Annotated in this window: 29 protein-coding genes; 25 read left to right on the top strand and 4 right to left on the bottom strand. The window is 72.2% G+C overall.

Going from position 1 to position 26,822, the window contains the following annotated elements:
* The first annotated feature begins 25 nt into the window (after positions 1-25).
* The 8 genes from OEB99_RS08495 to OEB99_RS08460 all read left to right on the top strand — a co-directional run bounded on the left by OEB99_RS08495 (position 26) and on the right by OEB99_RS08460 (position 6,490).
* The gene (locus tag OEB99_RS08495) at positions 26-982 is read left to right on the top strand and encodes a carbohydrate ABC transporter permease (protein ID WP_263509614.1); all 957 of its coding nucleotides are present in this window, start codon (positions 26-28) and stop codon (positions 980-982) included.
* Positions 979-1,845 carry a carbohydrate ABC transporter permease gene (locus OEB99_RS08490; protein WP_263509613.1) on the top strand — a complete coding sequence of 289 codons (867 nt, stop codon included), beginning with the start codon at positions 979-981 and terminating at the stop codon, positions 1,843-1,845. Before OEB99_RS08495 ends, OEB99_RS08490 begins: the two co-directional genes overlap by 4 nt.
* Positions 1,842-2,348 (top strand): MarR family winged helix-turn-helix transcriptional regulator, encoded by a 507-nt coding sequence (locus OEB99_RS08485; protein WP_263509612.1) that lies wholly within the window; start codon positions 1,842-1,844, stop codon positions 2,346-2,348. The genes OEB99_RS08490 and OEB99_RS08485 overlap by 4 nt, the downstream gene beginning before the upstream one ends.
* Complete coding sequence (locus OEB99_RS08480) at positions 2,345-3,580, top strand: hypothetical protein (protein ID WP_263509611.1); 1,236 nt, start codon at positions 2,345-2,347, stop codon at positions 3,578-3,580. The genes OEB99_RS08485 and OEB99_RS08480 overlap by 4 nt, the downstream gene beginning before the upstream one ends.
* Positions 3,581-3,615: 35 nt before the next feature.
* Positions 3,616-4,272, top strand: a complete 657-nt coding sequence (locus OEB99_RS08475; protein ID WP_263509610.1) for a nuclear transport factor 2 family protein — start codon at positions 3,616-3,618, stop codon at positions 4,270-4,272.
* A complete protein-coding gene (locus OEB99_RS08470; RefSeq protein WP_263509609.1) occupies positions 4,269-5,582 on the top strand; it encodes a hypothetical protein in 1,314 nt (437 codons plus the stop codon). Before OEB99_RS08475 ends, OEB99_RS08470 begins: the two co-directional genes overlap by 4 nt.
* Before the next feature lie 46 nt (positions 5,583-5,628).
* Positions 5,629-6,111, top strand: a complete 483-nt coding sequence (locus OEB99_RS08465; protein ID WP_263509608.1) for a MarR family winged helix-turn-helix transcriptional regulator — start codon at positions 5,629-5,631, stop codon at positions 6,109-6,111.
* 103 nt (positions 6,112-6,214) lie between these two features.
* Positions 6,215-6,490: a DUF2798 domain-containing protein gene (locus tag OEB99_RS08460; protein WP_263509607.1), complete on the top strand. Its 276-nt coding sequence runs from the start codon at positions 6,215-6,217 to the stop codon at positions 6,488-6,490.
* Positions 6,491-6,562: 72 nt separating this feature from the next.
* On the opposite strand, the gene OEB99_RS08455 is transcribed toward OEB99_RS08460, so the two are convergent.
* The 3 genes from OEB99_RS08455 to OEB99_RS08445 all read right to left on the bottom strand — a co-directional run bounded on the left by OEB99_RS08455 (position 6,563) and on the right by OEB99_RS08445 (position 9,793).
* Positions 6,563-7,795 (bottom strand): multidrug effflux MFS transporter, encoded by a 1,233-nt coding sequence (locus tag OEB99_RS08455; RefSeq protein WP_263509606.1) that lies wholly within the window; start codon positions 7,793-7,795, stop codon positions 6,563-6,565.
* A 24-nt stretch (positions 7,796-7,819) separates the two neighbouring features.
* Positions 7,820-8,632, bottom strand: a complete 813-nt coding sequence (locus OEB99_RS08450; RefSeq protein ID WP_263509605.1) for a siderophore-interacting protein — start codon at positions 8,630-8,632, stop codon at positions 7,820-7,822.
* A gap of 111 nt (positions 8,633-8,743) precedes the next feature.
* Positions 8,744-9,793, bottom strand: a complete 1,050-nt coding sequence (locus OEB99_RS08445) for an amidohydrolase family protein (protein WP_263509603.1) — start codon at positions 9,791-9,793, stop codon at positions 8,744-8,746.
* A gap of 129 nt (positions 9,794-9,922) precedes the next feature.
* Between OEB99_RS08445 and OEB99_RS08440 the strand changes: the two genes are divergently transcribed.
* The 12 genes from OEB99_RS08440 (at position 9,923) to OEB99_RS08385 (ending at position 21,511) form a co-directional block, all read left to right on the top strand.
* Positions 9,923-10,924, top strand: a complete 1,002-nt coding sequence (locus tag OEB99_RS08440) for an Lrp/AsnC family transcriptional regulator (RefSeq protein ID WP_263509602.1) — start codon at positions 9,923-9,925, stop codon at positions 10,922-10,924.
* Positions 10,925-11,062: 138 nt separating this feature from the next.
* On the top strand, positions 11,063-12,316 hold the full coding sequence (locus OEB99_RS08435; RefSeq protein ID WP_263509601.1) for a 4-hydroxybenzoate 3-monooxygenase: 1,254 nt from the start codon (positions 11,063-11,065) through the stop codon (positions 12,314-12,316).
* A gap of 83 nt (positions 12,317-12,399) precedes the next feature.
* Positions 12,400-13,053 (top strand): GntR family transcriptional regulator, encoded by a 654-nt coding sequence (locus tag OEB99_RS08430; protein WP_263509600.1) that lies wholly within the window; start codon positions 12,400-12,402, stop codon positions 13,051-13,053.
* Between the two features lie 133 nt (positions 13,054-13,186).
* Complete coding sequence (locus OEB99_RS08425) at positions 13,187-14,221, top strand: ABC transporter substrate-binding protein (protein ID WP_263509599.1); 1,035 nt, start codon at positions 13,187-13,189, stop codon at positions 14,219-14,221.
* 88 nt (positions 14,222-14,309) lie between these two features.
* Positions 14,310-15,143, top strand: coding sequence for an ABC transporter permease (locus tag OEB99_RS08420; protein ID WP_263509598.1), 834 nt, complete (start codon positions 14,310-14,312; stop codon positions 15,141-15,143).
* Positions 15,140-15,925, top strand: coding sequence for an ABC transporter permease (locus OEB99_RS08415; protein ID WP_263509597.1), 786 nt, complete (start codon positions 15,140-15,142; stop codon positions 15,923-15,925). The genes OEB99_RS08420 and OEB99_RS08415 overlap by 4 nt, the downstream gene beginning before the upstream one ends.
* Positions 15,926-15,932: 7 nt before the next feature.
* Entirely contained in the window at positions 15,933-16,796 is an 864-nt protein-coding gene (locus OEB99_RS08410) for an ABC transporter ATP-binding protein (protein WP_263509783.1), read from the top strand.
* Positions 16,796-17,503: a 4-carboxy-4-hydroxy-2-oxoadipate aldolase/oxaloacetate decarboxylase gene (locus OEB99_RS08405; protein ID WP_263509595.1), complete on the top strand. Its 708-nt coding sequence runs from the start codon at positions 16,796-16,798 to the stop codon at positions 17,501-17,503. The genes OEB99_RS08410 and OEB99_RS08405 overlap by 1 nt, the downstream gene beginning before the upstream one ends.
* Positions 17,503-18,552 (top strand): 4-oxalomesaconate tautomerase, encoded by a 1,050-nt coding sequence (locus OEB99_RS08400; RefSeq protein WP_263509594.1) that lies wholly within the window; start codon positions 17,503-17,505, stop codon positions 18,550-18,552. Before OEB99_RS08405 ends, OEB99_RS08400 begins: the two co-directional genes overlap by 1 nt.
* 27 nt (positions 18,553-18,579) lie before the next feature.
* Positions 18,580-19,599, top strand: coding sequence for a VOC family protein (locus OEB99_RS08395; protein WP_263509592.1), 1,020 nt, complete (start codon positions 18,580-18,582; stop codon positions 19,597-19,599).
* Positions 19,596-20,498 (top strand): NAD(P)-dependent oxidoreductase, encoded by a 903-nt coding sequence (locus OEB99_RS08390; RefSeq protein WP_263509591.1) that lies wholly within the window; start codon positions 19,596-19,598, stop codon positions 20,496-20,498. Before OEB99_RS08395 ends, OEB99_RS08390 begins: the two co-directional genes overlap by 4 nt.
* A complete protein-coding gene (locus tag OEB99_RS08385; protein ID WP_263509588.1) occupies positions 20,495-21,511 on the top strand; it encodes an amidohydrolase family protein in 1,017 nt (338 codons plus the stop codon). Before OEB99_RS08390 ends, OEB99_RS08385 begins: the two co-directional genes overlap by 4 nt.
* A 72-nt stretch (positions 21,512-21,583) precedes the next feature.
* Here OEB99_RS08385 and OEB99_RS08380 read toward each other — a convergent pair whose 3' ends face one another.
* Complete coding sequence (locus OEB99_RS08380; RefSeq protein WP_263509587.1) at positions 21,584-22,075, bottom strand: MarR family winged helix-turn-helix transcriptional regulator; 492 nt, start codon at positions 22,073-22,075, stop codon at positions 21,584-21,586.
* A gap of 139 nt (positions 22,076-22,214) precedes the next feature.
* On the opposite strand from OEB99_RS08380, the gene OEB99_RS08375 reads away from it, so the two are divergent.
* From OEB99_RS08375 to OEB99_RS08355, 5 genes are all read left to right on the top strand, one after another.
* A complete protein-coding gene (locus OEB99_RS08375; protein WP_263509585.1) occupies positions 22,215-22,409 on the top strand; it encodes a hypothetical protein in 195 nt (64 codons plus the stop codon).
* Complete coding sequence (locus OEB99_RS08370) at positions 22,406-23,221, top strand: cytochrome b N-terminal domain-containing protein (protein WP_263509583.1); 816 nt, start codon at positions 22,406-22,408, stop codon at positions 23,219-23,221. Before OEB99_RS08375 ends, OEB99_RS08370 begins: the two co-directional genes overlap by 4 nt.
* The gene (locus OEB99_RS08365) at positions 23,214-24,203 is read left to right on the top strand and encodes a hypothetical protein (RefSeq protein ID WP_263509582.1); all 990 of its coding nucleotides are present in this window, start codon (positions 23,214-23,216) and stop codon (positions 24,201-24,203) included. The genes OEB99_RS08370 and OEB99_RS08365 overlap by 8 nt, the downstream gene beginning before the upstream one ends.
* A 204-nt stretch (positions 24,204-24,407) precedes the next feature.
* Entirely contained in the window at positions 24,408-25,466 is a 1,059-nt protein-coding gene (locus tag OEB99_RS08360) for a LacI family DNA-binding transcriptional regulator (protein WP_263509581.1), read from the top strand.
* A 59-nt stretch (positions 25,467-25,525) separates the two neighbouring features.
* Entirely contained in the window at positions 25,526-26,821 is a 1,296-nt protein-coding gene (locus tag OEB99_RS08355) for an ABC transporter substrate-binding protein (RefSeq protein WP_263509579.1), read from the top strand.
* Position 26,822 lies beyond the last annotated feature (1 nt).

Genomic DNA, 26,822 nt, shown 5'->3' with positions numbered 1-26,822 from the left:
CCTGACCTGAGGGATGCCAGTCATCATGTCTCCGAAGAGGGCCGGTCTTCCCTCGTCGTACACGACCGCCGCGCGCGGCGGGCTCTCCGCCAAGAGCTCGCCGCGCGTGGAGCGGCACCGCGGCGGCGCCTACCGGTTGTGGTTCGCGCTGCCGGCGATCCTGCTCGTCGCGTTCTTCTTCGCCGGCCCGTTCCTCGCGAACGGCGTCCTGAGCTTCACCAAGTGGACGGGCTTCAGCAGCGAGATCTCGTTCAACGGCCTGGACAACTTCCGGTCGATGATCTCGCTCGGCATCCTCGGCCACTCGACCCTGGTGACCATCGGGTTCGCCGCCACGACGATGCTGGTCCAGAACACGGTCGGGCTCGCCCTGGCCAAGGCGCTGCAGGACACCAACCGGCTGAACTCGGTGTACCGCACGATCTTCTTCGTCCCCGTGCTGATGTCGCCGCTCGCGGCCGGCTACATCTGGTCCGCGATGCTGGCCCCCGACGGGCCGATCAACGCCTTCATCTCGCTGTTCGTACCCGGTGACTTCACGTACTCGTGGCTCGGCAGCGAGTCCACCGCGCTGGTCGCCGTCGGCTTCATCGATGCGTGGAAGTGGAGCGGGCTGGTCACGCTGGTGTACATCGCGGGGCTCAACAGCATCCCGCGCCAGATGATCGAGGCGGCCCTGATCGACGGTGCGAGCGCCTGGCGGCGGTTCCGGTCGATCGAGGTGCCGATGCTCGCGCCGTCGTTCACGTTCAACATCGTGATCACGCTCGTCGGCTCGTTCAGCGCCCTCGACGTGATCTTCGCCACGACCAAGGGCGGGCCCGGGGACGCGACCTCGGTGCTCAACGTCGCGGTCTACCGGCAGTACGGCCAGGGCCTGTTCGGGACGTCCAGCGCGCTGAGCTTCATGATCGCGATCCTCGTGATCCTGACCGCCGTCCCGCTGATCTGGGCGCTGCGCAAGAGGGAGGTGAACGGATGAGCCCGACCACCGCCACCACCACGTGGGTCAGCCCGCGTGCCCGGGTGCTGCGCACCATCCGGTACACCGTTCTGTCGCTGGTCGCGATCCCGTGGGTGGTCCTGCCGTTCTGGGTCCTCCTGGTCAACTCGTGGAAGACCGAGCAGGAGGCCGCGACGCCGACGGTCGCCCTGCCCACGACCTGGGCGGCGCTCGAGAACCTCACCACGGTGATCAACGACGGGCACTACTTCGTGGGGCTCAAGAACAGCCTGCTCGTGGCGATCCCGGTGGTCCTCGGCGTCCTGCTGCTGGGCTCGATGGCCGCGTGGACGTATGCGCGGACCCGGTCGCGGTCGTTGCTGACCACGTACTACATCACCGCGCTGTCGATCATCCTGCCGCCCGCGATCGTGCCGACCGTGGTGCTGCTGACCAAGACGCACCTCACCGGGTCGGTCGCCGGGTACGTCCTCGCCCTGGTCGGCACCCGCATCGGGGTGATCGTGTTCCTCACCACGGGCTACATCCGCAGCCTGTCGCTCGACTTCGAGGACGCCGCCCAGATCGACGGCGCGAGCCGCTGGCAGACGTACTGGCACATCATCCTGCCGCTGCTGCGACCCGTGCTGTTCACGGCCGCCGTGATGACCGTGATCAACGTGTGGAACGACTTCCTCTTCGCGCTCTACATGATCAAGGGCCCGGAGAACGCGACGCTACCGCTGACGCTCTACAACTTCGCGAACGCCGGCCAGTACGGGCTGCGCTGGAACCTCGTGTTCATGCACGTGATCCTCACCAGCCTGCCGCTGGTGATCGCGTACGTCGTGCTCCAGCGGCGCGTGATGTCCGGCCTGACCGAAGGTGGGGTGAAGGGATGAACGAGCACGTGCACGAGCCCGTCCCGGGTCCCGACGTCGACCCTGCCGAGCAGCTGGCCCACCTCGTCCCGGCACTGTGGCGCACCATGAAGCGTGCTGCACGCGGTGAGGAACGGCTGCCGGCGAACGAGTCGCAGGTGACGATCCTGCGCCTGGTGGTCCTGCGCGGCGGCCTCACCCCGGCCCAGCTCGCGGACGAGCTGCACGTCGCCCGGCCGACCGTGAGCAACCTGCTCAAGGGGCTGGTCCAGGACAACCTCGTCGAGCGCCGCACCGGCCCGCACGACGCGCGGACCGTCACGATCGTGCCGACCGACGAGGGACGGACCATCCTGGAGACGTTCCGGCAGGACCGCACCGCCGCGGTGCGGGCGGCGCTCGCCGCGAGCCCCGACGGCGAGCGGATCGACGCGGGCGAGCTGGTCGTCAACCTCCGTCGGCTGCTCGGCCGGCTCGAGGCGCTCGCGGACCCGGACGCCGGATCGGACGGGAGGACGGCATGAGCACCCGACAGCTGACCGCAGGCGCGGCGCGGGTCGAGATCACCCCGGCGGCCCTGGCGGGCCTCAACCCGTTCGGGCCGGACTTCCTCTCGGTGCACGACCCGCTGCACGCGCGGGCCCTGGTCGTCGGCGACGGCGACACCCGGGTCGCGCTCGTCGCGCTCGACCTCGTCGAGGTCGGCGACACGACGCAGCTGCGGGACCGGATCGCGGACGAGGTCGGGATCCCGGCCGACCGGGTGATGCTCGCGCCGTCGCACGCGCACAACGCGCCGCGCGTCGGGCTCGTCCCGCCGGGCGGCAAGGCGCGCATCCCGACCCCCGAGTCGCTCGACTACACGGCGTACGTCGACGACCGGGTCGTCGAGGTGGTGCGGCAGGCGGCCGACGCGACCCGTCCGGTACGGATGGGCGTCGCGCGCGAGTCCGTCGACGTCAACGAGTGCCGCGAGGCGTACATCGGTGGCCGCTGGACTCTCGGGCACGTGCCGGACGGCGTCTCGGACAAGACCCTGAGCACGGTCGCGTTCGTCGCCGAGGACGGCACCGTGGTGGCCGTCGTGCTGAACTACGCGGTGCACTCGACGGTGATGCTCGGCGTCCGCGAGGTCAGCGCCGACCTGGCCGGAGCCGCGTGCGCGCACGTCGAGCGCGAGCTCGGCGGCCCGACGGTGGCGCTGTGGACGGCCGGCTCGCTCGGTGACCAGGCACCCAAGTTCGAGCTCGGTGCGCCGAGCGACGACCCGGAACGGGACCGCTCCTACGCCCTGGCCGCCATGGCGGCGCAGGGGTTCATGCTCGGTGCTGCGGCGGTCCGCGGTGTCCGGGAGCAGCGGCACCTCACCGCGGCCGGCCCGGTGACCGGGGCGGTCCGGGTGATCCCGTGCCCGGCGCGGCGGCTGGAGGTGCCGCCCGGCATGGAGCAGGCCGACGTCGACACCGTCGACCTCACTCTGACCTGCCTGACGATCGGCCCGCTCGCGCTCGCCGGGGTGTCCGGCGAGGTGACCGTGCCGGTCGGGCGGGCGGTGCTCGACGCGTCTCCGCTGGCGGCCACGCTGCTCGTGTCGATCGCGAACGCCCGGATCGGCTACCTGCCGACCGACGAGTCCTACGACCGGCGCACGCAGGCCGCCGAGGGCTGTCCGATCGCGCAGGGCTTCGCCCAGCGCACCATCGTCGACGGGCTGACCGAGCTGGTCTCCGCGGCCGTCGGCGTCGACCCGGCATGAGCGTCGAGCGCGTGCCCCCCGACGACGGAGGAACCGTGACCATCATCGCGCCGAGCGCGACCGAGCCACAGCTCGAGCGCGAGCTCTTCGCCCTCGTCCGCCGCGAGCGGCGGGCGCGGGACTCCGGTGACTGGACCACCATGGCGAACCTCTACTGGCCGGACTCGGTGGTCCGGGTCACCTGGTTCGAGGGCACGGCCGAGGGCTTCATCGACGGGTCCCGGGCGACGCGCGCGGCCGGCCGGCCGGGCGGCATCCACCCGATCAACCCGGCGTGGAGCGAGGTCCGGGGTGACCGCGCGCTGGTGGAGAGCCAGGGGCAGATCGTGATCCGGCCGCGCCTCGACGGCGTGCAGGTCGACGTGACCAGCTGGTGCCGGTTCTTCTCCCGGCTGGAGCGTCGGGCCGGCGAGTGGCGGCTGCGGTCGTTCGACAGCATCTACGGCAAGGACCGCCTGGACCCGGTGGTGCCGGGGCAGTCGCTCGACATCGACGTGGACGAGCTCACCACCGGCCGGGCGTCGTACCAGTTCCTGACGTACCTCAACAACCGCTCCGGACGGCCGGTGCCGCAGGACCTGCCCGGCGACGACCGTCCCGACCTGCTCGAGGCGTTCTACGCCGACGCTCGCGAGTGGCTGGAGCTCGGCGACGACGCGGTCGAGGGGCGCTGGCGGCCGGCGTCGTCGTGACGGGCAGCCCCGCGGGTTTGGGTGCGCACCGCCCGGACCCCTCGACGCCCGGCCTGCTCGCCGGTGCGGCCTCGGCGACCCTCGATCTGGACGGTGTGCTGCCGGTCGAGGGGTTCGCCACGGTGCTCGACCCGCTCGAGGTGCGAGTGCTGCTGCTCGACGACAGGCGCCGCGTTGCGCTCGCGGTGGTGGACATGACGTCGCTGAGCACGCCGCTCGCCACCGAGCTGCGCGGCGTGGTGGCCGAGGCCGGGGCGCTCGCGGTCCATGACGTCGTGATCGTCGCGTCGCACACCTTCAGCGCGCCGCACGTGCGCGACGGCCTGCCGCCCGGCGAGGAGTCGGACCGCAACGACCGGCTGCGCGAGGCCCTCCGCGAGGCTCTCCGGCGCAGCACGCAGGACGCCGTGGCGGGCCTTCGGCCGGGTCGGATCGTGGTCCGGACCGGGCGGTGCGACGTGGGCGTGAACCGTGACGTGGCCACCGCGGCGGGCGTGTGGCTCGGCTCCGACGAGTCCGGGCCGAGCGACCCGACCGTGACCGCCTGCGTCGTGCAGGACCTGTCGGGTGCGCCGGTCGCCGTGATCGTCGGATACGCGGTGCAGCCCGGTGTCCTGGCCGACTCGTGGCTGGCCGACGGGACCCGCGTGGTCAGCGCGGACCTCGCGGGTGCAGCGGTGCGGCACGTCGAGGACCGGCTTCCGGGGGCGGTCGCGATGTACCTCGTCGGGGCTGCGGCGGACCAGGCCCCGCGCGAGACGGCGGTCGTGGCCACGGTCGACCGGGACGGTACGTGGCGGGCCGCCGATCGCGGGGAGGCCGCGCACCCGGACGTCGCCGAGCAGGGCCGCCGGCTGGGCGAGGAGGTGGTGCGGCTGGCCGCGCAGGTGCCGGTGCGGGCCGGGGACGGCTCGCGTGGGCCGGTCGTGCTGCTGCGCGACCAGGTCGAGGTGCTCGGCCGGGACGCCGCACCGCGCGAGGAGCTCCGCCCCGCCCGGAGCGCGGTGTGGCGGTCCACGGGCCCCACCTCGGTGCCGATCGCCGCGCTGCGGCTCGGCGACCTCGCGCTCGCCTGCCTGGCGCCCGAGGTCACGGTCGGGACCGGCGTGGACGTCGTGGCGCGCTCGTCGGCACCGGTGACGGCGGTCGTCACGATGGCCGACGGCGCGGCGAAGTACCTGGCCGACCGCGTCTCGTTCGAGCGGGTCACGTACGAGGCGCAGTCGTCCCGCTTCATGCCGGGGGCGGCCGAGCTGGTCGCCGACGGTCTGGTGCGGCTCGTGGCCCGCGCGTTCGACGTCGCCGGCTGAGCGGGGCCGGCGCGGGGCCGCGTCACGCGGTCGCTACGCTGATCCGGTGCCCGATCCGACCGCCGACGCCGAGCGGGAGTTCGCGATCGCGGTCCGCGCGGTGGTGCACCGGCTGCGACGCCTGGGCGAGCGCCGGCTGGGCATCGAGGAGATCCGGCTCTCCGAGGTCGACGTGCTGGTCCACGTCATCGACCATCCCGGCTGCACCCTGACCGAGGTCGCCCGCGCCCTGGGGCTCCAGCCCAGCAACGCGAGCGCCACGGTGCGGGACCTGGTCGGCCGCGGGCTGCTGACCAGGCAGACCGACCCGGAGGACGCGCGGCGCCGGCTCCTGCGCGCGACCCCGACCGCGGTGCAGGACCGGCGGCGGATCGACGAGGCGTGGGTCGCCGCGATCGGCGCCTTCCTGGCCGAGCTGCCGCCGGCCGAGCGCCGCGCCGCTCTGGGTGCCGTGCCCGCGCTGCGCCGGCTCGCCGATCTGGAGCTGGCGCCGACCGGGCAGGGGGAACCGGCGGACCTACGTCCCTGACCTCTAATACTTATATATGTATCATTAATCTCATCGTCAACGAGGACGACGGCTCGTGGGCCGGCAGCCCGCGGGTGCCCCCGGTCAGCCCCGCGGAGCAGCGATGCGCATCAGCCAGAGGGTCTTCGACAGCCTGTTCAACCTGATCATCTCCTTGATCATGTCGTTCGTGATGACCACCGTGATCACCTGGGTGAACGTCGGGCCGCAGGCCCTGTTCGGTGCCCACTACTGGCAGAACTTCGGGCTCTCCGTGGTGGTCTCGTACCTGGTCATCTGGGCGACGCTGCCCCTGGTCGCGAAAGGGCTCGGGCGGTTCTTCGACGTCACCGAGCGCGTGGCGACGGCAAGCACCGCCGACCGCGAGGCCGCGCAGTAGCGGCTCTGCAGCGCGGCGGCCGCGGCGTTCCACCGCGTCGAGGCCGGACGGGGGCTCGTCCCGCGCCGCTCGTCAGGCGACGACGGCCACCGTCCACGGCCGGACCACGAGCCACAGGCACAGGTGCGCGAGGACGAGCACCGCGACCATCACCGAGGCCATCGAGGTGACCGAGACGCCGAGCGCGCCCACGACCGGCGAGATGAGCCCGGCGAGCACGAAGTTGAACGCGCCGAGCAGCGACGCCGCGGTCCCGGCGCGTGCGCCGTGCCGGGACAGCGCGGTCACCTGGACCGACGGGTTGACGCCGCCGAGCGCCGCGATCGTGACGAAGATCAGCACCATGGCGACGGCGGGAGGGCTGTCGAGCCACCCGGCGACCAGGAGGCCGGCCGAGCTCACCAGGATGATCGTGAGGGATCCCGCCATGACCCACGTCGGCGGGTACCGACGCATGAGGCGGCCGGCCACCTGGGCCGAGATCACGATCCCCACGGCGTTGGTCGCGAAGAGCGCGCCGTACTGCTGCGCGCTCAGGCCGAAGTCCTCCTGGTACAGGAACGAGGACGACGCCAGGTAGGCGAACATCGAGCCGAAGCCCATCGCGCCGACCAGGGCGGAGCCGACGAAGACGCGGTCGCGCGCGAGGGCCCGGTAGCGCTCGCCGATCGCGCGTCGGCCGCTGCCGTGCCGGTTCGCGGGCGGCAGGGTCTCGCCGAGCAGGCCGGCCGAGACGAGCATCATCAGCAGCCCGTACCCGGCGAGCACGGCGAAGATCCCGCGCCAGTCCACGACCAGCAGCAGCTGGGACCCGATCACGGGCGCGAGGATCGGCGCGAGACCGGTGACCAGCGCCATCCGGGCCAGCATCCGGACGAGCGGCTGACCGCCGAACAGGTCACGGACCACGGCCATCGCGACGACCGCGCTGCCGGCCGCACCGACGCCCTGTGCGACGCGGCCGACCATCACCCAGCCGACCGTCGGCGCCAGCATGATCCCGAGCGAGGCGACCACGTGCACGGTGGTCGCCACGAGCAGCGGGCGTCGACGCCCGACGGCGTCGCTCAGCGGTCCGACGACGAGCTGGCCGAGGCCGAAGCCGACGGTCGTGGCGGTGAGCGTGAACTGGATGGCCGCCTCGCTGGTCGCGAGGTCGGCCGCGACCGCGGGGAAGGCGGGCAGGTAGAGGTCGATCGTGAACGGCCCGAACGCCACCAGCCCGCCCAGCACGAGGATGTGCGCGATCCTGCGCCGCACGGAGAACTCCTCGCCCGGGTACCGGGCCACCGCCTCTGTCGTCACGACCGGTTCGTTCCTCCTCGAGTGCTAGCGGTCCTCGCGCGGCAGCGAGCCTGACCAGCCGTGGCGCCAGTAGCCGCGGACCAGGACCCGCTCGGCCGGCAGGCCGCGATCGCGCAGGTGGCCGCGCAGGCTCCGCATGACGCCCGCCTCGCCGGCGCCCCACGCGACGGTCCGGTCGTCGAGCGGGATCCGGGCGACCGCCGCGAGAAGCCGGCCGGCGGCCTCGGCGAGGTCCTCGGTCTCGATCCAGGTGACGTCGGCGCGCCCGTCCGGCCCGAGCGGCCGCGCCGGGCTCCCGTCCAGGCCGAGTGCCACCAGGCTCACCCGGGTGGTGGCGGGCAGCTCTTCGCAGAACCGCTCGGCCGCCGCGAAGGCCGTCGGGTCGGCGACGAGCAGGTAGTGGGTCGGCCACGTCGGGTGCACCTGGGAGCCCCGTGGCCCGAGCACGCCGAGACGCGAGCCCACGGTCGCCGAGGCCGCCCACCGGCCTGCCGGGCCGTGCTCGTGCAGCACGAAGTCGAGGACGAGGGAGCCGTCGCGGAAGCCGCGGATGGTGTACTCCCGCATCGGCGGCCCGTCCGGCGCCGGGCCGCCCTCGGGCAGGGTCACCTCGCCGGTCGCCTCGTCCGGCAGCACGAGCTTGACGTGGTCGGTCGCGCCCAGCGGGACGAACGGGAAGTCGGGTTCGAGGTCGTCGCCGGCGAGCCGGAACCGCCGCATGGTGGGGGACAGCTCCTCGACCTCGACCACCTCGAGGACCCGGCGTCGCGGGGTGTGCGGCACGCGCTCGACGATGCTCGGTGCGCGCCCCGGGGTCTGCTCTGCCGGCTGTGCCATCGGCACCTGTCCTTCCTCCGGCCGTTCCGGCCGCGTCGTGTGGTGCGGGAGAAGCGTGCCCGTCCTGCGGGTGGTCGGGCCTGTGTGCTCCGCCATGCTGCCCCGAGCGGGTCAGATGGGCAGCCGGAACAGCCGCTTCGCGTTGCCGGAGAGCATGAGCTCCCGGTCGTCGTCGCTGAGGTCGAGCTCGTGCTTCATGAACTCGACGCCCTGGCTCATCCACCCGTAGAAGACCGGGAAGGACGACCCGAACAGGTAGTGGTCGGCGCCGCCGACCCCGACGGCGGCCTCGACCTGCTCGGCGCCCCACGAGTGCGGGTGGGTGAGGTCGTAGAAGATGTTGTGCTCGAGGTAGGAGGCGATCTTGTCGCCGCCGGTCGGGTCGAGCCGGTGCATGGCCTCGTCCTTGTTCGACTTGTGCGGCATGAGCAGCTCCTGGTTGGCGAACCAGTTGCCGCCGAGCATGGTGTGGATGAACCGCAGCCCGGGCAGCTCGTCGAACATGCCGCTGAACAGCTCGCGGCCCACGGCGGTCGCCTGGTCGATCACCCGGCCGAACTCGCGGCGCAGGTTCGTGTAGTCGATCACCGACCGCCACTCGACCGGCAGCGGCGTGTGGTGCACGACCACCGGCACGTCGAGCTTCTCGATGGCCGTGAGGTACGGCCGGAACACCGGGTCGTCCAGGTAGAGCTGGCCGTAGTGGCAGGCGAGCTGCACGCCGACCGCGCCGAGGTCGCCGACGCACCGCTCGAGCTCGTGGATGTTCTCCTTGCCGCCCCAGGGCGGCACGCACGCGGTCGCGAACAGCCGTCCGCCCGAGCGGGCGACGATGTCGGCCGCGTTGTCGTTGACGACCTTGCAGATCTCCAGCGGCAGCCACTCCTGCCACACCGGGACCCGCATGACCCCGTAGTCGACGCCTGCCTCGTCCATCGCGGCGAGCTTCGCCTCGACCGAGTAGTCGCCCTCGACGTAGTTGAGGTTCTGGTAGCCGGCCGGCTTCTCCAGGACCAGCTGCTTCTTGCCGTCGTCCATCGTGATCACCCGGGCGATCTCACCGAACCCGCGCGGCGCGCTGTCCAGGAACCCGTTGAGGATCCGCGCGTCGGTGAACAGGTTCTCCGGCAGGTGGTGGATGTTGATGTCGACGACGGTCATCGTTCGGTCTCCTCGACGAGGGGTGGGCCGGCCCCGGAGCGGGTGGACAGGTCCCAGGGTGCGCGGGGCGAGCATCGGCCTCCAGGCGCGGGTCGCAGATCGGTGGATTCCGACAGGAGTACCGTTCTGATGGTGGAAAGCGTCACCTTCGACGATCTTGACCGGCAGGTCCTGCACGCCCTGCTGCTCGACGCGCGGGCCCCGTTCGCCCGGATCGGTGCGGTGCTCGGGGTGTCCGACCGCACGGTCGCGCGGCGCTACGCGAAGCTCCGGTCGGCCGCCGGGCTGCGGCTCGCCCCGCTGACCGACCCGCGGTACGTGGGGCAGGCGCGGTGGCTGCTGCGCGTGCGGTGCACGGCGGACAGTGCCGAGCGGATCGCGACCGTGCTGGCGCGTCGGCCCGCCACCTCGTGGGTCAACCTGCTCGCCGGCGGCACCGAGGTGGCGTTCGCGACGCGGTCCCCGGCGATGGGGAACGACCAGACGCTCGAGGGGGCGCTGACCCGCAGCGCCCAGGTCACGGAGATCACCGCGCAGCGGTTCCTGACGACCTACTTCGGCGGTCCGCGCAACGTGGTCAGCAAGCGCAGCATCCTCACCCCGGAGCAGGTCGACGCGTTCCGTCGGCACGTCGACGTCGATCCCGCCGGCGCGGCCGAGGTCGACGAGGTGGACCGCCGGGTGCTCGACGGCCTCGCGGGCGACGGCAGGCGGCCGGTGGACGAGCTGGCCGCCGCGATCGGCCTGCCGGCGAGCACCGTGCGGCGCCGGCTCGCCGCGCTGCGTGCGGACGGAGCGCTCTACTTCGACGTCACGGTCGACCCGAGGGTCCTCGCGACGCCGATGCGTACCGCGGTCTGGATCACGGTCGAGCCCGGGGACCTGGCGGCGACCGGTGCGGCGCTGGCGACGCACCGGGAGGTCGCGTTCGCCGCGGCGACGACCGGCCGCACGAACATCTACGCGAGCGTCCTGACCCACGACGAGGACGAGCTCTACACGTACCTGTCCGCCACGCTCGGGTCGATCGGCAGGGTGCGTGCGGTGGAGACGGCGCCGGTCGTGCGCACCTTCAAGGCCGAGGGCGTGCCCGACGCGGCCATGCAGCTGCTCGCGCGGCGCGCGCGCTGAGCGGTGGGAGGCGTCCCACTTCGCACGGGCGCGATCCGGGTCTATTGCCTCGTCGATAGTATACTGGTTAACTGTCTTGCACGGCGACGGCGTGGGCGAGCCGGCCTGCTCCGATCGAGAAGACGGTGCGGAGGTCCAATGGCGGGCTCGGAGCAGGTGACGTCAGCAGGCGGCGACGGTCGGACGCGGCCGCGCCGCGCGGTGCGCAGGGAGCGGACCCGGGTCGGGATCGTGGGTGCCGGACCCGCAGGTCTCGCGCTGGCCCGCATGCTGGCTCTCGGCGGCGTGGACACGGTCGTGATCGAGATCCGCGAGCGCGGCGTGATCGAGGCGACCCAGCGGGCCGGCGTCCTGGAGCAGCACTCGGTCCGTCTCCTCGAGGAGCTCGGACTCGCGGCCGACGTCGCGCGTGACGGGCGGCGGCACGGCGGCTTCGGCATCCGGACCGGGGGAGCCACGCATCGGATCGACCTCGAGGGTCTGGTCGGCGCGTCCGTGTGGCTCTACCCGCAGAACCTGGTCGTGGCCGCGCTCGCGGAGGTGCATTCCGGCTCCGGCGGCGACGTGCGCTGGGCCGTCTCGGACGTCGAGGTCGACGTCAAGGCGCCGTCGGTGTCGTTCACCGAGCCGGACGGGACGCGGGTCGAGCTGTCCTGCGACCTGCTGGTCGGGGCGGACGGGTCGCAGAGCCTGGTGCGCCACTCGCTGCCGCGCGGCGTCGGCGAAGGGTTCTTCATCGAGTACCCGTTCGCCTGGTTCGCCCTGCTGGTCATGACGCCGCCGTCCGCACCGGAGATCCTCTACACGCAGTCGGCGCGCGGCTTCACGCTGCTGAGCCAGCGTGACGCAACGCTGCAGCGGTCGTACTTCCAGTGCGATCCGGCCGAGGACCCGCGCGACTGGAGCGACGACCGGATCTGGGCCGAGATGCAGGCCCGGGCGGCCGGCCCGGACGGCTTCACGGTCAAGGAGGGCCCGATCGTCGAGAAGTCGGTGCTGCCGTTCCGCAGCTACGTGCACCAGCCGCTGCGGCACGGCAGCGTCGTGCTGGCGGGCGACGCCGGGCACACCGTGCCGCCGACCGGTGCGAAGGGTCTGAACCTGGCGTTCGCGGATGTCGCGCTGCTGGGCCCGGCGATCCTCGACTGGGCCTCGGGCGACACCCGGGGCCTGGACGCCTACAGCGACACCGCACTGGACCACGTGTGGCAGGTGCAGAGCTTCTCGTACCGGATGACCACACTGCTGCACACCCGCGCCGACGCGACGCCGTTCGAGGTGCGGCGCAACGCCGCCGAGCTGCGCGGGATGCTGGCCTCGCGCGCGGGGCGCCAGTACCTTGCGGAAGGCTTCGCCGGTGTGGCGTCGGCCGACCGGGCCGAGCGGCTGTGACCGGCACGAGTGATCAGAAGGACTGGCGCAGTGGATTGGCTACAGTATTGTAGCCAATACCTGCGCGGAGCGAGGAGGCGGGCATGGCAGCCGAGGTCGAGGTGATCGACGGGATCCGAGAGGCCGTGCTCCGCGGCGAGTTCGCCCCGAAGCAGCGGTTGGTCGAGGCCGAGCTGTGCGAGCAGTTCGACACCAGCAGGTTCGTCGTGCGTGCCGCGCTCCGCGCCCTCGAGGCCGAGGGGATCGTCGAGCGCCTGCGCAACAAGGGCGCCCGGATCCGGGAGATCAGCCTCACCGAGGCCATCGAGATCACCGAGGTCCGCCGGGTCGTCGAAGGCCTGGTCGCCGCCCGCGCTGCGGCCCAGGCGAGCGAGGCCGACGTCACGCGGCTGACGACCATCGGCCGGCGGATGCGCGAGGCGGTCGCGACCGGTGAGCTCATGCAGTACAGCGACCTCAACGCCGAGCTGCACGCGACGCTGCGCGAGGTCGCCCAGCACGAGACGGCCAACCGGATCATCGAGCGGTTGCACGGGCAGATGGTGCGCCACCAGTTCGCACTGTCGCGGGTCCCCGGCCGCTCCGCGGTCTCGCTCGTGCAGCACGAGCGGATCATCGCCGCCGTCGCGCGGGGCGATGTGGCGGACGCCGAGGCCGCCATGCGCGACCACATCTCGAGCGTGATCGACGCGCTGAACGCTCTCGGGCAGCAGGCGTCTCCCCAGGCGTCCCGCTAGGCCCAGATATACCCTCCCCGGTATCACGGTGAGATAACAGGTCACAAAAAGGGCTACAAGATTGGCGACAATCTTGCTAACGTCTCCTCGTGCAGCGCTCGACGGCGAGCGTGGGATGACTCGAGGAGGAGCCATGAACGGAACGGTCCGGCGGCGCGTGGCCGCACTTCGGTTGGGCGCCCTGGTCGCCGCGGGGGCTCTGATGCTGGCGGCCTGCGGCTCGAGCTCCGGATCGGACCCGAGCTCGGAGACGTCCACCACCAGCGATGCGAGCATGACCGAGGACACCTCGTCGACACCGGAGACGGTCGCGCTCTCCATCGGCGTGATCCCGATCCTCGACGTCGCGCCGATCTACCTCGGCATCGAGCAGGGCTTCTTCGCCGACGAGGGCCTGGACGTCACGCTCGAGACCGCCCAGGGCGGCGCAGCCATCGTTCCCGGCGTGGTCAGCGGCCAGTTCCAGTTCGGCTTCTCCAACGTGGTGTCCCTGCTCCTCGCGCAGTCGAACGGCCTGGACATCAAGGTCGTCGCCTCCGGCGTCGCGAGCACCGGTGAGGACGGCGCCGACTTCGGCGCGGTGCTCGTGCCCGAGGGCAGCGACATCCAGTCCGCCGCCGACCTGGCCGGCAAGCGCATCGCGGTGAACACGCTGCAGAACATCAACACCACCACGATCAACAAGGTGGTCAGCGACGCCGGCGGCGACCCGAGCACGATCGAGTACGTCGAGCTCGCGTTCCCGGACATCGTCCCCGCGATCGTCGCCGGTGACGTCGACGCCGGCCAGGTCGTCGAGCCGTTCCTCACCATCGGCCAGGGCCAGGGCCTGCGCCAGGTCGTGTCGAACTACGCCGCGACCGACCCGAACCTCGAGGTCGGCGCCTACTTCACCTCGGGCGACTACATCGCGCAGCACCCCGACGTCGTCGAGCGGTTCACCAAGGCGATGAACACCTCGCTCGAGTACGCCGACGCGAACCCGGACGCGGCGCGCGCGATCCTCGCGACCTACACCTCGATGGACGAGGCGACCCAGCAGGCCGTGACCCTGCCGCGCTGGCCCACCGAGATCAGCACCGAGTCCGTCCAGCTGCTCGCCGACCTGGCGGTCCAGGACGGCATGATCACCGGCGCCACGCCGGACGTGGCGGCACTGCTGCCGTGAGACCCGGACCGGTCCGGGCGCCATGGGTCCACGGGCGCCCGGACCTGGTCCGCCACACCCCTCGCACCACTCACCGTACGGAGGAGTCATGACGGCAACAGCTGCGCCGCCGAGGCCGAGCGCCCCGGCCGCCCAGCGCCCACGCCGCCGCCGGTCCTGGTCGGGCGGTGTGATCGGAGCACTCGGCGTGCTCGGCGCGATCACCACCGCCGAGCTCCTGTCCCGCCTGGCGATCGTCAACCCGGACTACCTGCCGCCCGCCACCGAGATCTTCGCCGACCTCTGGCGCCTGCTGGGCGAGGCGGACACCTGGGTCGCGCTGCGCCAGACGGTCACCGGCTGGGCCATCGGCCTGGCGATCGCGATGGCGATCGGCGTCGTGGCCGGCGTGGTGATCGGCAGCGTCCCGTTCCTGCGGGCGTTCACGGCGTCGACGATCGAGTTCCTCCGGCCGATCCCGTCGGTCGCGCTGATCCCGCTCGTCGTGCTGCTGTTCGGCACCCGGCCGCTGTCCGCGATCACGCTCGTCGTGTACGCGGCCACCTGGCAGGTGCTCGTGCAGGTGCTGTACGGCGTCGCGGACATCGACCCGGTCGCCCGCGACACGGCGCGCTCCTACCAGTTCTCCGCGTGGCGCATCGCGCGCACCGTGATCTGGCCGTCCGCGCTGCCCTACGTGGTCACCGGCTTCCGGCTCGCCGCCGCGGTCGCGCTGATCCTCGAGATCACCGCCGAGCTCGTGATCGGGGTGCCCGGCCTCGGCCGCTCGATCGGCATCGCGCAGAGCTCCGGAGCGGTGACCGAGACCTACGCGCTGGTGATCCTCGTCGGACTGCTCGGGCTCGCGGTCAACGTCGCCGCCCGAGCCGTGGAGAAGCGGGTCCTGCACTGGCACCCGTCGGTCCGAAGGAGCCTCGGATGACCCGCCACCCCGTGATCCGCAAGGCCTTCTTCGCGCTCGCCCTGCCCCTCCTGCTGCTGACCGCGTGGTGGGTCGCGACCGCCAACAGCACGAGCTTCTTCTGGCCGCCGCTCAGCGAGATCCTCGCGACCTTCCCGGAGACCTGGTTCAACGGGCGGATGGTCCAGGACGTGCTGCCGAGCCTGGCCCGCCTCGGGGTCGGCTTCGCGCTCGCGTTCGTCGTGGGCATCGCCGGCGGCACGATCATCGGGCTCTTCCCGCTGCTGCGGGCCCTCACCGAGCCGGTGATGGAGTTCTTCCGTGCGCTGCCCCCCCCCGTGCTGGTGCCGGTGATCGCCCTGTTCACCGGCTACACCGGGTCGGTCGGCAAGGTCGTCACGATCGCCCTCGGGTGCCTGTGGCCGCTCCTGCTGAACACCGTCGAGGGCGTGCGCGGTCTCGAACCGGTGCTGATCGACACCGCCCGCAGCTACCGGCTCAGCCTGTGGCGCCGGATGCTCTACGTCGTCCTGCCGGGCGCGAGCCCGCGGATGGCCACCGGCGCCCGCCAGGCGCTGTCCATCGGCGTGATCCTCATGGTGATCAGCGAGCTCTTCGGGGCGAACCGCGGACTGGGTGCGGCGATCGTGCAGTTCCAGCGCAGCTTCGCCGTGCCGGAGATGTGGACCGGGATCATCCTGCTCGGTCTGATCGGCGTGCTGCTCTCCGTGACCTTCCAGTTCTTCGAGAAGCGTGTGCTGGCCTGGTACGTGGGCCAGCGCGACATCGAGCGAGGTGCCTGACATGCCCATGAAGACCGCCCGGCTCGCCGACGAGGCGACCGAGACCGCGACCCTCACCGCGGAGACGAAGGCTGCGCTCGACGTCCGCAGCGTGCAGAAGACCTACGAGGGCCAGGGGCGCACGGTCGAGGCGATCCGCGAGCTGACCTTCGAGGTCGGGCCGGGGCAGCTGGTCTGCATCGTCGGTCCGTCCGGCGCCGGCAAGACCACGCTGCTGCGCTGCATGGCGGGCCTGCTCGAGCTCTCCGGCGGCGAGGTCGTGCTCGACGGCCGGCCCGTCACCGGACCGCCCGACGGCATGGCCGTCGTGTTCCAGGAGTACGGCCGCTCGTTGTTCCCCTGGATGACCGTGCGGCAGAACATCGAGCTGCCGCTCAAGGAGAAGGGCCTGGGCAAGGCCGCCCGTCGCGAGGCGGTCGACGCCGCGCTCGCCGCGGTGGGTCTGCTCGAGTCGGCCGATGCGCACCCGTGGCAGCTGTCCGGCGGCATGCAGCAGCGCGTCGCGATCGCCCGGGCGGTCGCCTACGAGCCGAGCGTCCTGCTCATGGACGAGCCGTTCGCGGCGGTCGACGCGCAGACGCGCGCCGAGCTCGAGGACCTCGTCCGGTCGCTGTGGAAGCGGCTGGGGGTCACAGTGATCTTCGTGACGCACGACATCGACGAGGCGGTCTACCTGGGCGAGCGCGTGCTGGTGCTCTCCAACCGGCCGACCGTGCTCCTCGAGGACGTCGCGGTCGACCTGCCACCCGAGCGCGACCAGCTCAGCACGCGGTCCGCCCCCCGCTTCGGCGAGCTGCGCGGGCACGTGTACGAGCTCGTGCAGGCAGCCAAGCTCGGGCAGCGTCCGGGCGGCGACGTCGAGGAGCCGTGATGAACGGCGTCATCCTCACCGAACCGCCGCGCGCGTCCCACGACGCCGTGGCCGAGCTCGCCGGACTCGGCGTCGCGACCGTCCACGAGGCGATGGGCAAGACCGGCAGCCTCGGTGCCGCGCTCACCCCTATCCAGCGTGGCGTCCGGATCGCCGGTACCGCGGTGACCGCGCTGTGCGCCCCGGGCGACAACCTGATGATCCACGCCGCCGTCGAGCAGTGCGGGCCCGGTGACCTGCTCGTCGTCGCGCTCAGTGGTCCGGCGGAGCCGTACGGGATGTTCGGCGAGCTGTTCGCGACGGCGCTGGCCCGGCGCGGCGTCGTGGGCCTGGTGATCGACTCCGGGGTCCGGGACACCGCCGAGCTGCGCGAGATGGGCTTCCCGGTGTGGTCGCGCTACGTCTGCGTCCAGGGCACCGTGAAGGCGAACCCCGGGTCGGTGAACGTCCCGGTGACCATCGCCGGTCAGGTGATCGACGCCGGCGACGTGGTGATCGCGGACGACGACGGCGTGGTCCGGGTCCCGCGGGACGGCGTGGACCAGGTGCTCGAGGCCTCCCGCGCGCGGATCGCGAAGGAGGAGGCCTCGCGCGCAGCGTTCGCCGGCGGGCAGCTGGGGCTGGACCGGTACGGCCTGCGCGAGCGCCTGCTCGAGCTCGGCGTGGTCACCCGGACCCACGCCGAGCATGCCTCCGAGGTGTCGTGATGGACAGGATCCGCTGCGCGCTGATGCGGGGCGGGACGTCGAAGGGCGCCTTCTTCCTCGCCGACGACCTGCCGTCAGCGCCGGCCGAGCGGGACGACGTGCTGCTGCGCGTGATGGGCAGCCCGGACGTCCGCCAGATCGACGGGGTGGGCGGCGCGCACCCGCTGACCAGCAAGGTCGCCGTGGTGAGCCGTTCGGAGCTCCCGGGCGTCGACGTCGACTACCTGTTCTGCCAGGTCGTGGTCGACGAACCGGTGGTCTCGACGTCGCAGACCTGCGGCAACATGCTCGCCGGGGTCGCGCCGTTCGCGATCGAGCGCGGGCTGGTGCCGGCCCAGGACGGGCGCACCGTGGTGCGGGTCCGCATGGTCAACACGGGTGCGGTCGCGGCGCTCACCGTGCGCACGCCCGGCGGGGTGGTCACCTACCGCGGCGACGCGGCGATCTCCGGGGTCCCCGGCACCGCCGCGCCCGTGGAGGTCGAGCTCGACGCCAGTGACGGCGCCCTGCTCCCGACCGGCTCGCCGCTGGACGTGCTGGCCGGCGTCCCCGCGACGTGCGTCGACAACGGCATGCCGTCCGTGGTGGTCCGCGCGGCCGACCTCGGACTGACCGGTACCGAGGCCCCGGCCGCGCTCGAGGCCGACCAGGACCTGGTGCAGCGGATCCGCGAGATCCGGGCCGCCGCATACCCGCTGATGGGCCTCGACGGCGACCTCGAGCAGACCACGACCCCCAAGATCGTCCTGGTCTCCGAGCCCCGCGACGGCGGCACGCTCGCGACGCGCAGCTTCATCCCGCGCCGCGTGCACCAGGCCATCGGCGTGCTCGGTGCGGCGAGCGTGGCCGCCGCGTCACGCCTGCCCGGTGGGGTCGCCACCGCGCTCGCGAGCCTCCCCGGTCCAGGTGAGCCGGTTCGGGTCGAGCACCCCACCGGGTACCTGGACCTGTACGTCGACCCCGACCCGGCCGACCCGACCGTGATCCGCAGCACCCGGGTGGTCCGCACCGCACGGCTGCTGATGGACGGCTATGTCTTCCCGCGCTAGCGGGCCGAACCACCGAAGGAGTCAGCGTTGACACCGCCCCGTGGGCACATCGCCCATCTCGGATACGCCATCCTCGACACGCCGGACCTCGCGGCCACCGCGTGGTTCTTCGAGAACATCCTCGGGATGACCGAGGTCCGCCGGGTCGACGGGATGTCGCTGCTGCGCGCCTACGACGACTACGAGGAGTGCAGCGTCATCGCGCGCCAGGCGCCCACCTCGGGGATCGGCCGCGTCGCGTTCCGCACCTCGAGCGAGGCCGAGCTCGAGAGCCGGGTCATCGCGCTGCTCGACGCCGGCCGCGAGGGCCACTGGGAGGACGGGATCGCCGGACGCGGCCGAACCTTCGTGTTCACCGGACCCGACACCCACGAGCTCGCGCTGTACTACGACACCGACTGGTACGTGGCGCCCGAGCACCTCGCGGCCGGGCTGAAGAACCAGGCTCAGGCCAAGCCGAACCGTGGCGTCGGAGTGCGCCGGTTCGACCACGTGAACTTCCTCGCCGCCCACCCGGCGACCGACGCGGACTTCATGGTCGACGTGCTGGGCGGTCGGCGCACCGAGCAGATCCGGATGAACGACGGCCGGATCGCCGCGGCCTGGGTCACGTTCACCGACAAGTCCTACGACGTGGTCTTCACCGAGGACTGGACCGGAGGCAACGGCCGCCTGCACCATCTCGCGTTCGCCGCGGACACCCGCGAGGACATCCTGCGGGCGGCCGACCTGGCACTCGACCTCGGCGTCCACATCGAGACCGGGCCGCACAAGCACGCGATCCAGCAGACGTTCTTCCTGTACCTGTTCGAGCCCGGCGGGAACCGGATCGAGATCTGCAACCCGCTGACCCGCCTGGTGCTGGCACCCGACTGGCCCGTGGTCACCTGGACCGAGCCGGAGCGTGCGCGTGGGCAGGCGTGGGGGCTGGGCACGATCGAGACGTTCCACACGCACGGCACCCCGCCGACCGAGGGCCAGGACACCCGGGTCTACCGACCGACCGGCATGCTGGGCAAGCGCCCGAGCGGGGACGCGCGGCGATGACGAGTCCGGTGAGCCCGGGGCGGGTGGCGCTCGTGGGCCTCGGCGAGGTGGGTCGCATCCTCGCCGAGGACCTGCCGGCCGCGGGCCTCGGACCCCTCGCGGCGTGGGACACCGCGTTCGCCGACCCCGGCAGCCGGGCGAGCCGCAACGCCGCCGGTCTCGGCCTCGAGCCGTCCCCGTCGAGCGGGTCGGCGGTCGAGGGCGCCGAGCTGGTGGTCAGCGCGGTCACCGCGGCCAGCTGCGTCGCCGCCGCGGAGGCGGCTGCGCCCGCGCTCGCACCCGGCGCGTGGTTCGTCGACCTCAACTCGGCGTCGCCGGGACACAAGGCCGCCGCGGCGCAGGTCGTCGAGGCGAGTGGCGCGCGGTACGTCGAAGCGGCGCTGATGTCGCCGATCGGCCCACGGCGGTCGGCCTCGCCGTTCCTGCTCGGCGGGCCGCACGCGGGGACGTTCGCCGAGCACGCGCCGAGGTTCGGCCTGTCCGGCGTGCAGGTCGCCTCCGACGTGGTGGGCCGGGCCGCAGCGACCAAGCTGTGCCGGTCGGTGATCGTCAAGGGGCTCGAGTCGCTGTTCGGCGAGTCGATGCTCGCGGCCCGGCACTACGGCGTCGAGGCGGACGTGATCGGGTCGTTGTCGAACATCCTGCCCGAGGCCGACTGGGAGCGGATCGCCGGGTACTTCGTCTCGCGGTCGGTCGAGCACGGAGTCCGGCGCGCCGAGGAGATGGCCGAGGCGGCCGCGACCGTCGAGGAAGCCGGCGTCGACCCGTGGATGTCCCTGGCCGCCGTGCAGCGCCAGCGCTGGGCCGCCGGGCTCGGCGTCACGCCGATGCAGGACCTCGTCCCGCTGATCGACGCCATGCGTCGCGCCGCAGGCCTGGACCTGGGGGAGCCGCAGTGATCATCGACTGCCACGGGCACTACACGACCGCGCCCGAGGCGCACACCCGCTGGCGGGCCGAGCAGCTGCGCGCGCACGCCGCCGGTACCGCTGCGCCGGCGTACCCCGCGATCTCCGACGACGAGATCCGCGAGACGCTCGAGGCCAACCAGCTGCGGCTGCTGGCCGAGCGCGGTGCGGACCTGACGATCTTCTCCCCGCGCGCGTCGGCGATGGCGCACCACCTGGGCGACCTCGAGACCGGGATCGCCTGGGCGCACGCGTGCAACGACCTGATCGGACGGGTCGTCGACCTCTACCCGGAGACGTTCGTCGGGGTGTGCCAGCTGCCCCAGTCGCCCGGCGCGCCGATCGACGCCGCGGTCGCCGAGCTCGACCGGTGCGTGGCGGACGGCTTCGTCGGGTGCAACCTCAACCCCGACCCGAGCGGTGGCCACTGGACCGCGCCGCCGCTGACCGACCGCTACTGGTACCCGCTCTACGAGCGCATGGTCGAGCTCGACGTGCCCGCGATGATCCACGTGTCGGCGAGCGACAACCCGGCCTTCCACGCGACCGGCGCGCACTACCTCAACGCGGACACCACGGTGTTCATGCAGCTGCTCCAGGGCGACCTGTTCGCGGACTTCCCGACGCTGCGGCTGGTCATCCCGCACGGCGGCGGCGCGGTGCCGTTCCACTGGGGCCGGTATCGCGGCCTGGCCGACATGCTCGGCAAGCCGCCGCTCGACGAGCACCTGATGCACAACGTGTTCGTCGACACCTGCGTGTACCACCAGCCCGGGATCGACCTGCTGCTCGAGGTGATCGACCACGCGAACGTCCTGTTCGGCTCGGAGATGGTCGGCGCCGTGCGGGGGGTCGACCCGACCACCGGGCAGTACTTCGACGACACCCGCCGCTACGTCGAGGCCGCGGACCTCACGCCCGCGGACCGGGCGGCGATCTACGAGCGGAACGCCCGGCGGGTCTACCCGGGGCTGGACGCCCGGCTGCGAGCTCAGGGCCGCTGAACGAGCGCGGACCGCGGCGGCCCGTCGGCCCGACCACGGGCGGGCGACGACCCGGCGGCGCCGTCCGCCGCGTCAGTCCGCGAGCAGCGTGCGCAGCAGCTCGGCGAGGCGCCGACGTCCGGGCTCCCCGAGGGCCGCGACGGCGGTCGCCTCGATCGTGAACACCTCGTCGAGCGCCTCCTCGAGCCGAGCGCTGCCGGCCGCGGTCAGGCTCAGGGGCTGGCGGCGGGCGTCGGACACGTCGGTCCGGCGTGACACGAGACCGTCGGCCACCAGGGCGTCCAGCCGCTTCTTCATCCCGGCCGGCGTGACGAGCATCTGGGCCGCGAGCTCCGCCTGGGTGAGCGGGACACCGGCCCGGTAGAGCGCCGCGAGGACGTCGAACCGCCCGCGGTTCAGGCCGTGCTCAGCGAGCAGCTCGTCGCTCTCGTCGGTGACCCGAAGTGCCGCGGCGCGGATCAGGCCGATCAGCTCGACGGCGTCGGGATCCTTGCCGAACCGCGCCCACTGCTCGGCGAGCGCCCGGATCGACAGGGCCGAGGGGCCGGGCGAGGGCGGTGTCACGTCGTCACTGTGCCACGTGCGTGGCCCACGGGGCACGCCTGGGCCGTTCCCCGCGAACTTCCAGGTTTCGTGCAGGGCGTCTGCAGTCTGCAGGCGTTGAGTGGACGACGCAGGAAACGGCGTCTGGAGGGAGCTCAGCATGCACGCGCTCGCCGCGATCCCGGTGGATCCCTCGACCTACCTCACCTGGGGCTGGTTGTCGATCTCCGTACCCAACCTGATCATGGTGCTGATCACGGTCGGCATCTTCGTCCTCGCGCTCGTCCTGCCGTTCCCCGGGCGGCACGACGACGTCCGGCCGAGCGCGGCGCGCGAGCACGAGGTCCGGAGGTGAGCGCCGAGCAGGGCGCGCTCCCGGCCGGCCGTGCCGGGCAGGACGCCGTGCCCGCCGGCGACGCCGAGCCGCCGACGAGCTGGATCGGGCGGATCCGGCGCCGGCTCGAGGACGACCTCCCGTACGAGAAGCTCCTGCCCGAGACGCAGCCCGCGTACGTGGCGTCCTGGATCTACGTGTTCGGTGTCCTGACGCTCGCGGCGCTCGGGATGATCGTGGTCTCCGGGATCGTGCTCGCGTTCGAAGGGCCGTCCTGGTACCACACGTCCAACGTCGGGCACTGGTTCAACAGCCTGCACTTCTGGTCGGTGCAGCTCTTCTTCGTCTTCATGCTGGTCCACCTGGTCGGCAAGTTCTCGATGGCCGCATGGCGCGGGCACCGGGCGCGGACCTGGATCACCGGGATGCTGGCCTTCCTGGTCTCCATCGTCACCGGGCTCACCGGCTACGTGCTGCAGACGAACTTCGACTCGCAGTGGATCTCGTTCGAGGCCAAGGACGGTCTGAACGCCGCCGGCGTGGGCGCGTGGTTCAACGTCGCCAACCTGGGTCAGGTCGCGCTGGTGCACGTGTTCCTGCTGCCGCTGATCATCGGCGTGATCGTCGCGGTGCACGTGGTGCTCGTGCGCCTGCACGGCGTCGTGCCGCCGATCGACGCCGCAGCCGTGGAGCAGGGGCGGGCCGCCGCGTCCGTCACCGCACCGGCGACGGCTGAGGCGGCGGAGCGCGGCGCGCGGCACGACCAGACCGCAAGCGGCGGTGACGTGATGCCCGTCCACGAGCACGAGCGGACGGGAGGGCGGCATGCGTGACGCATCGCTGCGAGCGGCGCAGCACGAGCTCGAGACCACGCACTGGCGCGGACCGGTACGGCGCTACGACATCGTCAAGGAGGGCGTCATCGCCTTCGCGGTGGTCGCGGTCGTCGTGGTCGGGCTGTCGTCGTTCCTCGGTTCGCCCGACGAACCGGCCCTGACCTTCCAGGGCTGGGCGACGGCCATGCCGAACGACTTCTACGACACGACCGTCTCCGAGCTCGCCGGGACGTCCGAGTCGGCGACGTACGGCCCGCCGTACAACGACGGCGGGACCGGCCAGACCCTGGGCCCGATCAACCTGCAGGCCCTCGCCGGCATCCGGATCCCGGTGGACCCCGCCAACGACTTCGTCATCCAGCCGCTGCAGACCCAGCAGCAGCCCGCCGACGTCGTCGCAGCACTGGACCAGTGGACCGGTGCGACCGCCGAGCAGCAGTCGCTCTGGGCCTCGACCTACGAGACTGCTCTCGGTGCCGCAGACGGCGACCCCACCGCGGTCGGCGACGGCGACTACGGCCCCGTCCCGGTGCTGGCATCCGGGCTCGAGCAGATGGCCGCGTCCGGCGCGCTCGACGGGGTGCTCGCCGCGCCTGGCTCGTTCTACTCGACGGACAACACCAAGCAGATCCTCTTCATGGGTGACGGCGGGTACCTGGACGCGGCCGCCAGCGCGAACGAGCTGCAGGGCAACCAGTGGGGCATGATGAACGAGACGGGTGCCTACCCGGGTCAGCAGTGGCTCGCCCCGTTCTCCTTCTGGTACCAGCTGCCGATCTTCAACTCCGAGGCCGACAGCGGGTTCGCCGCGAACCTCACCGCGAACGCGGACATCGTGATCATGGTGATCGTGGTGGTGTTCACCCTGGTGGTCATGCTGCTGCCGTTCATCCCGGGCCTGCGCGACCTGCCGCGTGCGATCGGGCTGCACCGGGTGATCTGGCGGAGGTACTACGCGGGGGCCAAGGAGAGGGCCTAGCGACCGGGCGTTCGGCGCGGGCCGGGGCACCTGCCGACTCGGGGCCCGGCCCGCGCCGTCGTCGTACCTGAGGCTTGACGGTTCCCGGCGCGCCGTGCGATAGTCGATCCAGATCGATGCTATATCGATTAAGCAATCCATCCGGCACGGAGATCGTTCAGCGTGACGAGGCGATTGCTTCAACGATGAAGCAGGGAGACGCTCGTGGCCGAGGCCAAGCCCACGTCCGGCAGGGTGACCCTGCGCGACGTCGCGGACGTCGTGGGAGTGACGCCGGCCGCGGTGTCGATGGCACTGCGGGGCAGCAGCCGGATCGGCAAGGAGACCACCGAGCGGATCCGGGCCGCGGCGCGTGAGCTCGGCTACGTGACGAACTCCGCCGGAAGGGCGCTGCGCGCCCAGCGCTCCGGCTCGATCGCACTCGTGGTCCCGAACACCAGCCAGCACGTGTTCGGCCACTCGTACTTCATGCACCTGCTCGTGGGGGTGAGCGAGGTCGGCGACTCGCGAGGGGCGCCGGTGATCATCTCCACGAGCGTCGTCGCGGAGCACGGCATCAACGCCTACGAGCGGATCCTGCGCTCGCAGGTCGCAGACGGTGCGATCGTGGCGTCGGCCGCCGCCCAGGATCGGGACCTGGAGAGCCTGGTCGCGTCCGGCCTGCCCGTCGTGCTGATCGGACGCAGCGTCACGCTGCCCGACGCGGTGTGGGTCGGCGTCGACGACGAGGCCGGTGGAGAGCTGGCCGCGCGGCACATGATCGAGCAGCACGGCGCGCGGCGGATCGTGCACGTCAGCGGTCCGTTGGACCACCAGAGCGCGATCGATCGGCTCGAAGGGTGTCGGCGCGCGTCGGCGGCCGCCGGACTCCCGGAACCTCGCGTGATCCAGGGCGACTTCAGCGAGGCGTCGGGCGTCGCGGCCGGCCGCACCCTGCTGGCCGACGGTCTCGACGGCGCGGACGCGATCGTCGCGGCGAACGACGAGATGGCCTACGGACTCATGCGAGAGCTCGGCGCCGCCGGCGTGAGCGTCCCGGACGACCTCGGACTGATCGGGTACGACGACTTCGGCCTCGCCCGCGTGACCACGCCGGGGATCTCGACCATCCGGGTGCCCGCCGAGCTCATCGGGCGTCGCGCGGCCTCGGAGCTCTTCGGACTCCTCGACGGGCGCGAGCCGGCCCACCGCCACGTGCTCCTGCCCGTCGAGCTCATCGCTCGCGGCTCGTGCGGCTGCCCGACCCCGGCGCAGCACGACTGACGACCACGACCCCTGCACGGCCCCCAAGCACGGCCCCAACCTCGAAGGAGAGAGAGATCATGAGATTCCGCCGCTCCGGTGCGGCGCTGGCAGCTGCCGGCGTCCTCGCCCTCGCCGCCTGTGGTTCGTCCTCGGACGGATCCTCGACCGACGCGTCCTCGGACGGCGGCACCGCAGCCTCCGGCGAGGTGGTCGAGCTCACCCTCGAGACGGGGTTCACCGGTGGCGACCGATCCGCCTACGAGGGCCTCGTCCAGACGTTCAACGACACCCATCCCGACATCCAGGTGACGATGGACGTCCAGCCGTGGGACTCGATCGCGCAGACCCTGCCGGCCGCGTGGGGCACGGGGCAGGCGCCCGACGTGGCCACGCCGAACTTCGACCCGAACGTCGCTGCGGAGTACGTGCAGAACGGTTCGGTGCTCCCGCTCGACTCGTACGTCGGCTCCGGAGCCGACCAGATCGACGCCGACAGCCTGGCGCCCGCGGCGATCAAGGTCTTCACCGTCGACGACGCTCTCTACGCCATCCCGGCCAACGTCGCGACGCTCCAGCTCTACTACAACAAGGACCTGTTCGAAGCGGCGGGGATCGCCGAGCCGCCGACGACGGCTGACGACTTCCGGGCCGACGCCGTCGCCCTGACCGACGCCGCGAACGGCATCTACGGACTCGCGCTCGCCGACCACGAGACGATCCAGATGTGGCCCGTCCTGCAGTGGATGGACGGCGGCGACATCGTGGGTGACGACAACTGCGCCGCGATCGACTCCGACGCCAGCGTGGCCACCCTCACGCAGTGGGCGAACCTGGTGATCGACGACGGCATCAGCCCGGTCGGCCTGACCGGTGCCGAGGCCGACTCGCTCTTCGCCGCCGGCAAGGCCGCGATGGAGATCAACGGCCCCTGGGCCGCCGGCTCGTACACCGAGGCGGGCGTGAACTTCGGCGTGGCATCGATCCCGGTGGGGTCCGCCGGCCCGGTCACGCTCGCCTCGACCGTCCCCATGATGATCGCCAACGGCACCGAGCACCCGGACGAGGCCGCAGCCTTCCTGGCCTGGTGGACCAGCGCCGACGCCCAGCGTCAGTTCGCGCTCGCGTCCGGCTTCCCGCCGGTCCGCACCGACATGGCCGACGACCCCGAGCTCGCCGCCAACGAGGTCGTCCAGTCGTTCGCCGCGGCGCTCCCGAGCGCTCGGCTGTACCTGCCGGGCGTGCCGAACGCGACCCAGGTCGACTCCGACGTCTATGTCCCGCTGATCGGTGAGATCACGCGTGGCGCTGACGTCGCGACCAAGGCAGCGGCCGCGGCTGAGGCCATCAACGCCCTGACCGGCTGCACCAACTGAC

The sequence above is a fragment of the Actinotalea endophytica genome, assembly GCF_025717005.1.
Classification (GTDB): Bacteria; Actinomycetota; Actinomycetes; order Actinomycetales; family Cellulomonadaceae; genus Actinotalea.
The sequence above is the reverse complement of the archived record's forward strand: the minus strand, read 5'-3'. Positions and strand labels throughout refer to the sequence as shown.

Excerpts from the sequence above, each read along its gene's own strand:
- OEB99_RS08495 (WP_263509614.1), top strand. The coding sequence starts at position 26 with ATGTCTCCGAAGAGGGCCGGTCTTCCCTCGTCGTACACGACCGCCGCG.
- OEB99_RS08490 (WP_263509613.1), top strand. The coding sequence starts at position 979 with ATGAGCCCGACCACCGCCACCACCACGTGGGTCAGCCCGCGTGCCCGG.
- OEB99_RS08485 (WP_263509612.1), top strand. The coding sequence starts at position 1,842 with ATGAACGAGCACGTGCACGAGCCCGTCCCGGGTCCCGACGTCGACCCT.
- OEB99_RS08480 (WP_263509611.1), top strand. The coding sequence starts at position 2,345 with ATGAGCACCCGACAGCTGACCGCAGGCGCGGCGCGGGTCGAGATCACC.
- OEB99_RS08460 (WP_263509607.1), top strand. The coding sequence starts at position 6,215 with ATGCGCATCAGCCAGAGGGTCTTCGACAGCCTGTTCAACCTGATCATC.
- OEB99_RS08450 (WP_263509605.1), bottom strand. The coding sequence starts at position 8,632 with ATGGCACAGCCGGCAGAGCAGACCCCGGGGCGCGCACCGAGCATCGTC.
- OEB99_RS08445 (WP_263509603.1), bottom strand. The coding sequence starts at position 9,793 with ATGACCGTCGTCGACATCAACATCCACCACCTGCCGGAGAACCTGTTC.
- OEB99_RS08440 (WP_263509602.1), top strand. The coding sequence starts at position 9,923 with ATGGTGGAAAGCGTCACCTTCGACGATCTTGACCGGCAGGTCCTGCAC.
- OEB99_RS08435 (WP_263509601.1), top strand. The coding sequence starts at position 11,063 with ATGGCGGGCTCGGAGCAGGTGACGTCAGCAGGCGGCGACGGTCGGACG.
- OEB99_RS08430 (WP_263509600.1), top strand. The coding sequence starts at position 12,400 with ATGGCAGCCGAGGTCGAGGTGATCGACGGGATCCGAGAGGCCGTGCTC.
- OEB99_RS08425 (WP_263509599.1), top strand. The coding sequence starts at position 13,187 with ATGAACGGAACGGTCCGGCGGCGCGTGGCCGCACTTCGGTTGGGCGCC.
- OEB99_RS08420 (WP_263509598.1), top strand. The coding sequence starts at position 14,310 with ATGACGGCAACAGCTGCGCCGCCGAGGCCGAGCGCCCCGGCCGCCCAG.
- OEB99_RS08415 (WP_263509597.1), top strand. The coding sequence starts at position 15,140 with ATGACCCGCCACCCCGTGATCCGCAAGGCCTTCTTCGCGCTCGCCCTG.
- OEB99_RS08410 (WP_263509783.1), top strand. The coding sequence starts at position 15,933 with ATGAAGACCGCCCGGCTCGCCGACGAGGCGACCGAGACCGCGACCCTC.
- OEB99_RS08405 (WP_263509595.1), top strand. The coding sequence starts at position 16,796 with ATGAACGGCGTCATCCTCACCGAACCGCCGCGCGCGTCCCACGACGCC.
- OEB99_RS08400 (WP_263509594.1), top strand. The coding sequence starts at position 17,503 with ATGGACAGGATCCGCTGCGCGCTGATGCGGGGCGGGACGTCGAAGGGC.
- OEB99_RS08390 (WP_263509591.1), top strand. The coding sequence starts at position 19,596 with ATGACGAGTCCGGTGAGCCCGGGGCGGGTGGCGCTCGTGGGCCTCGGC.
- OEB99_RS08375 (WP_263509585.1), top strand. The coding sequence starts at position 22,215 with ATGCACGCGCTCGCCGCGATCCCGGTGGATCCCTCGACCTACCTCACC.
- OEB99_RS08365 (WP_263509582.1), top strand. The coding sequence starts at position 23,214 with ATGCGTGACGCATCGCTGCGAGCGGCGCAGCACGAGCTCGAGACCACG.
- OEB99_RS08355 (WP_263509579.1), top strand. The coding sequence starts at position 25,526 with ATGAGATTCCGCCGCTCCGGTGCGGCGCTGGCAGCTGCCGGCGTCCTC.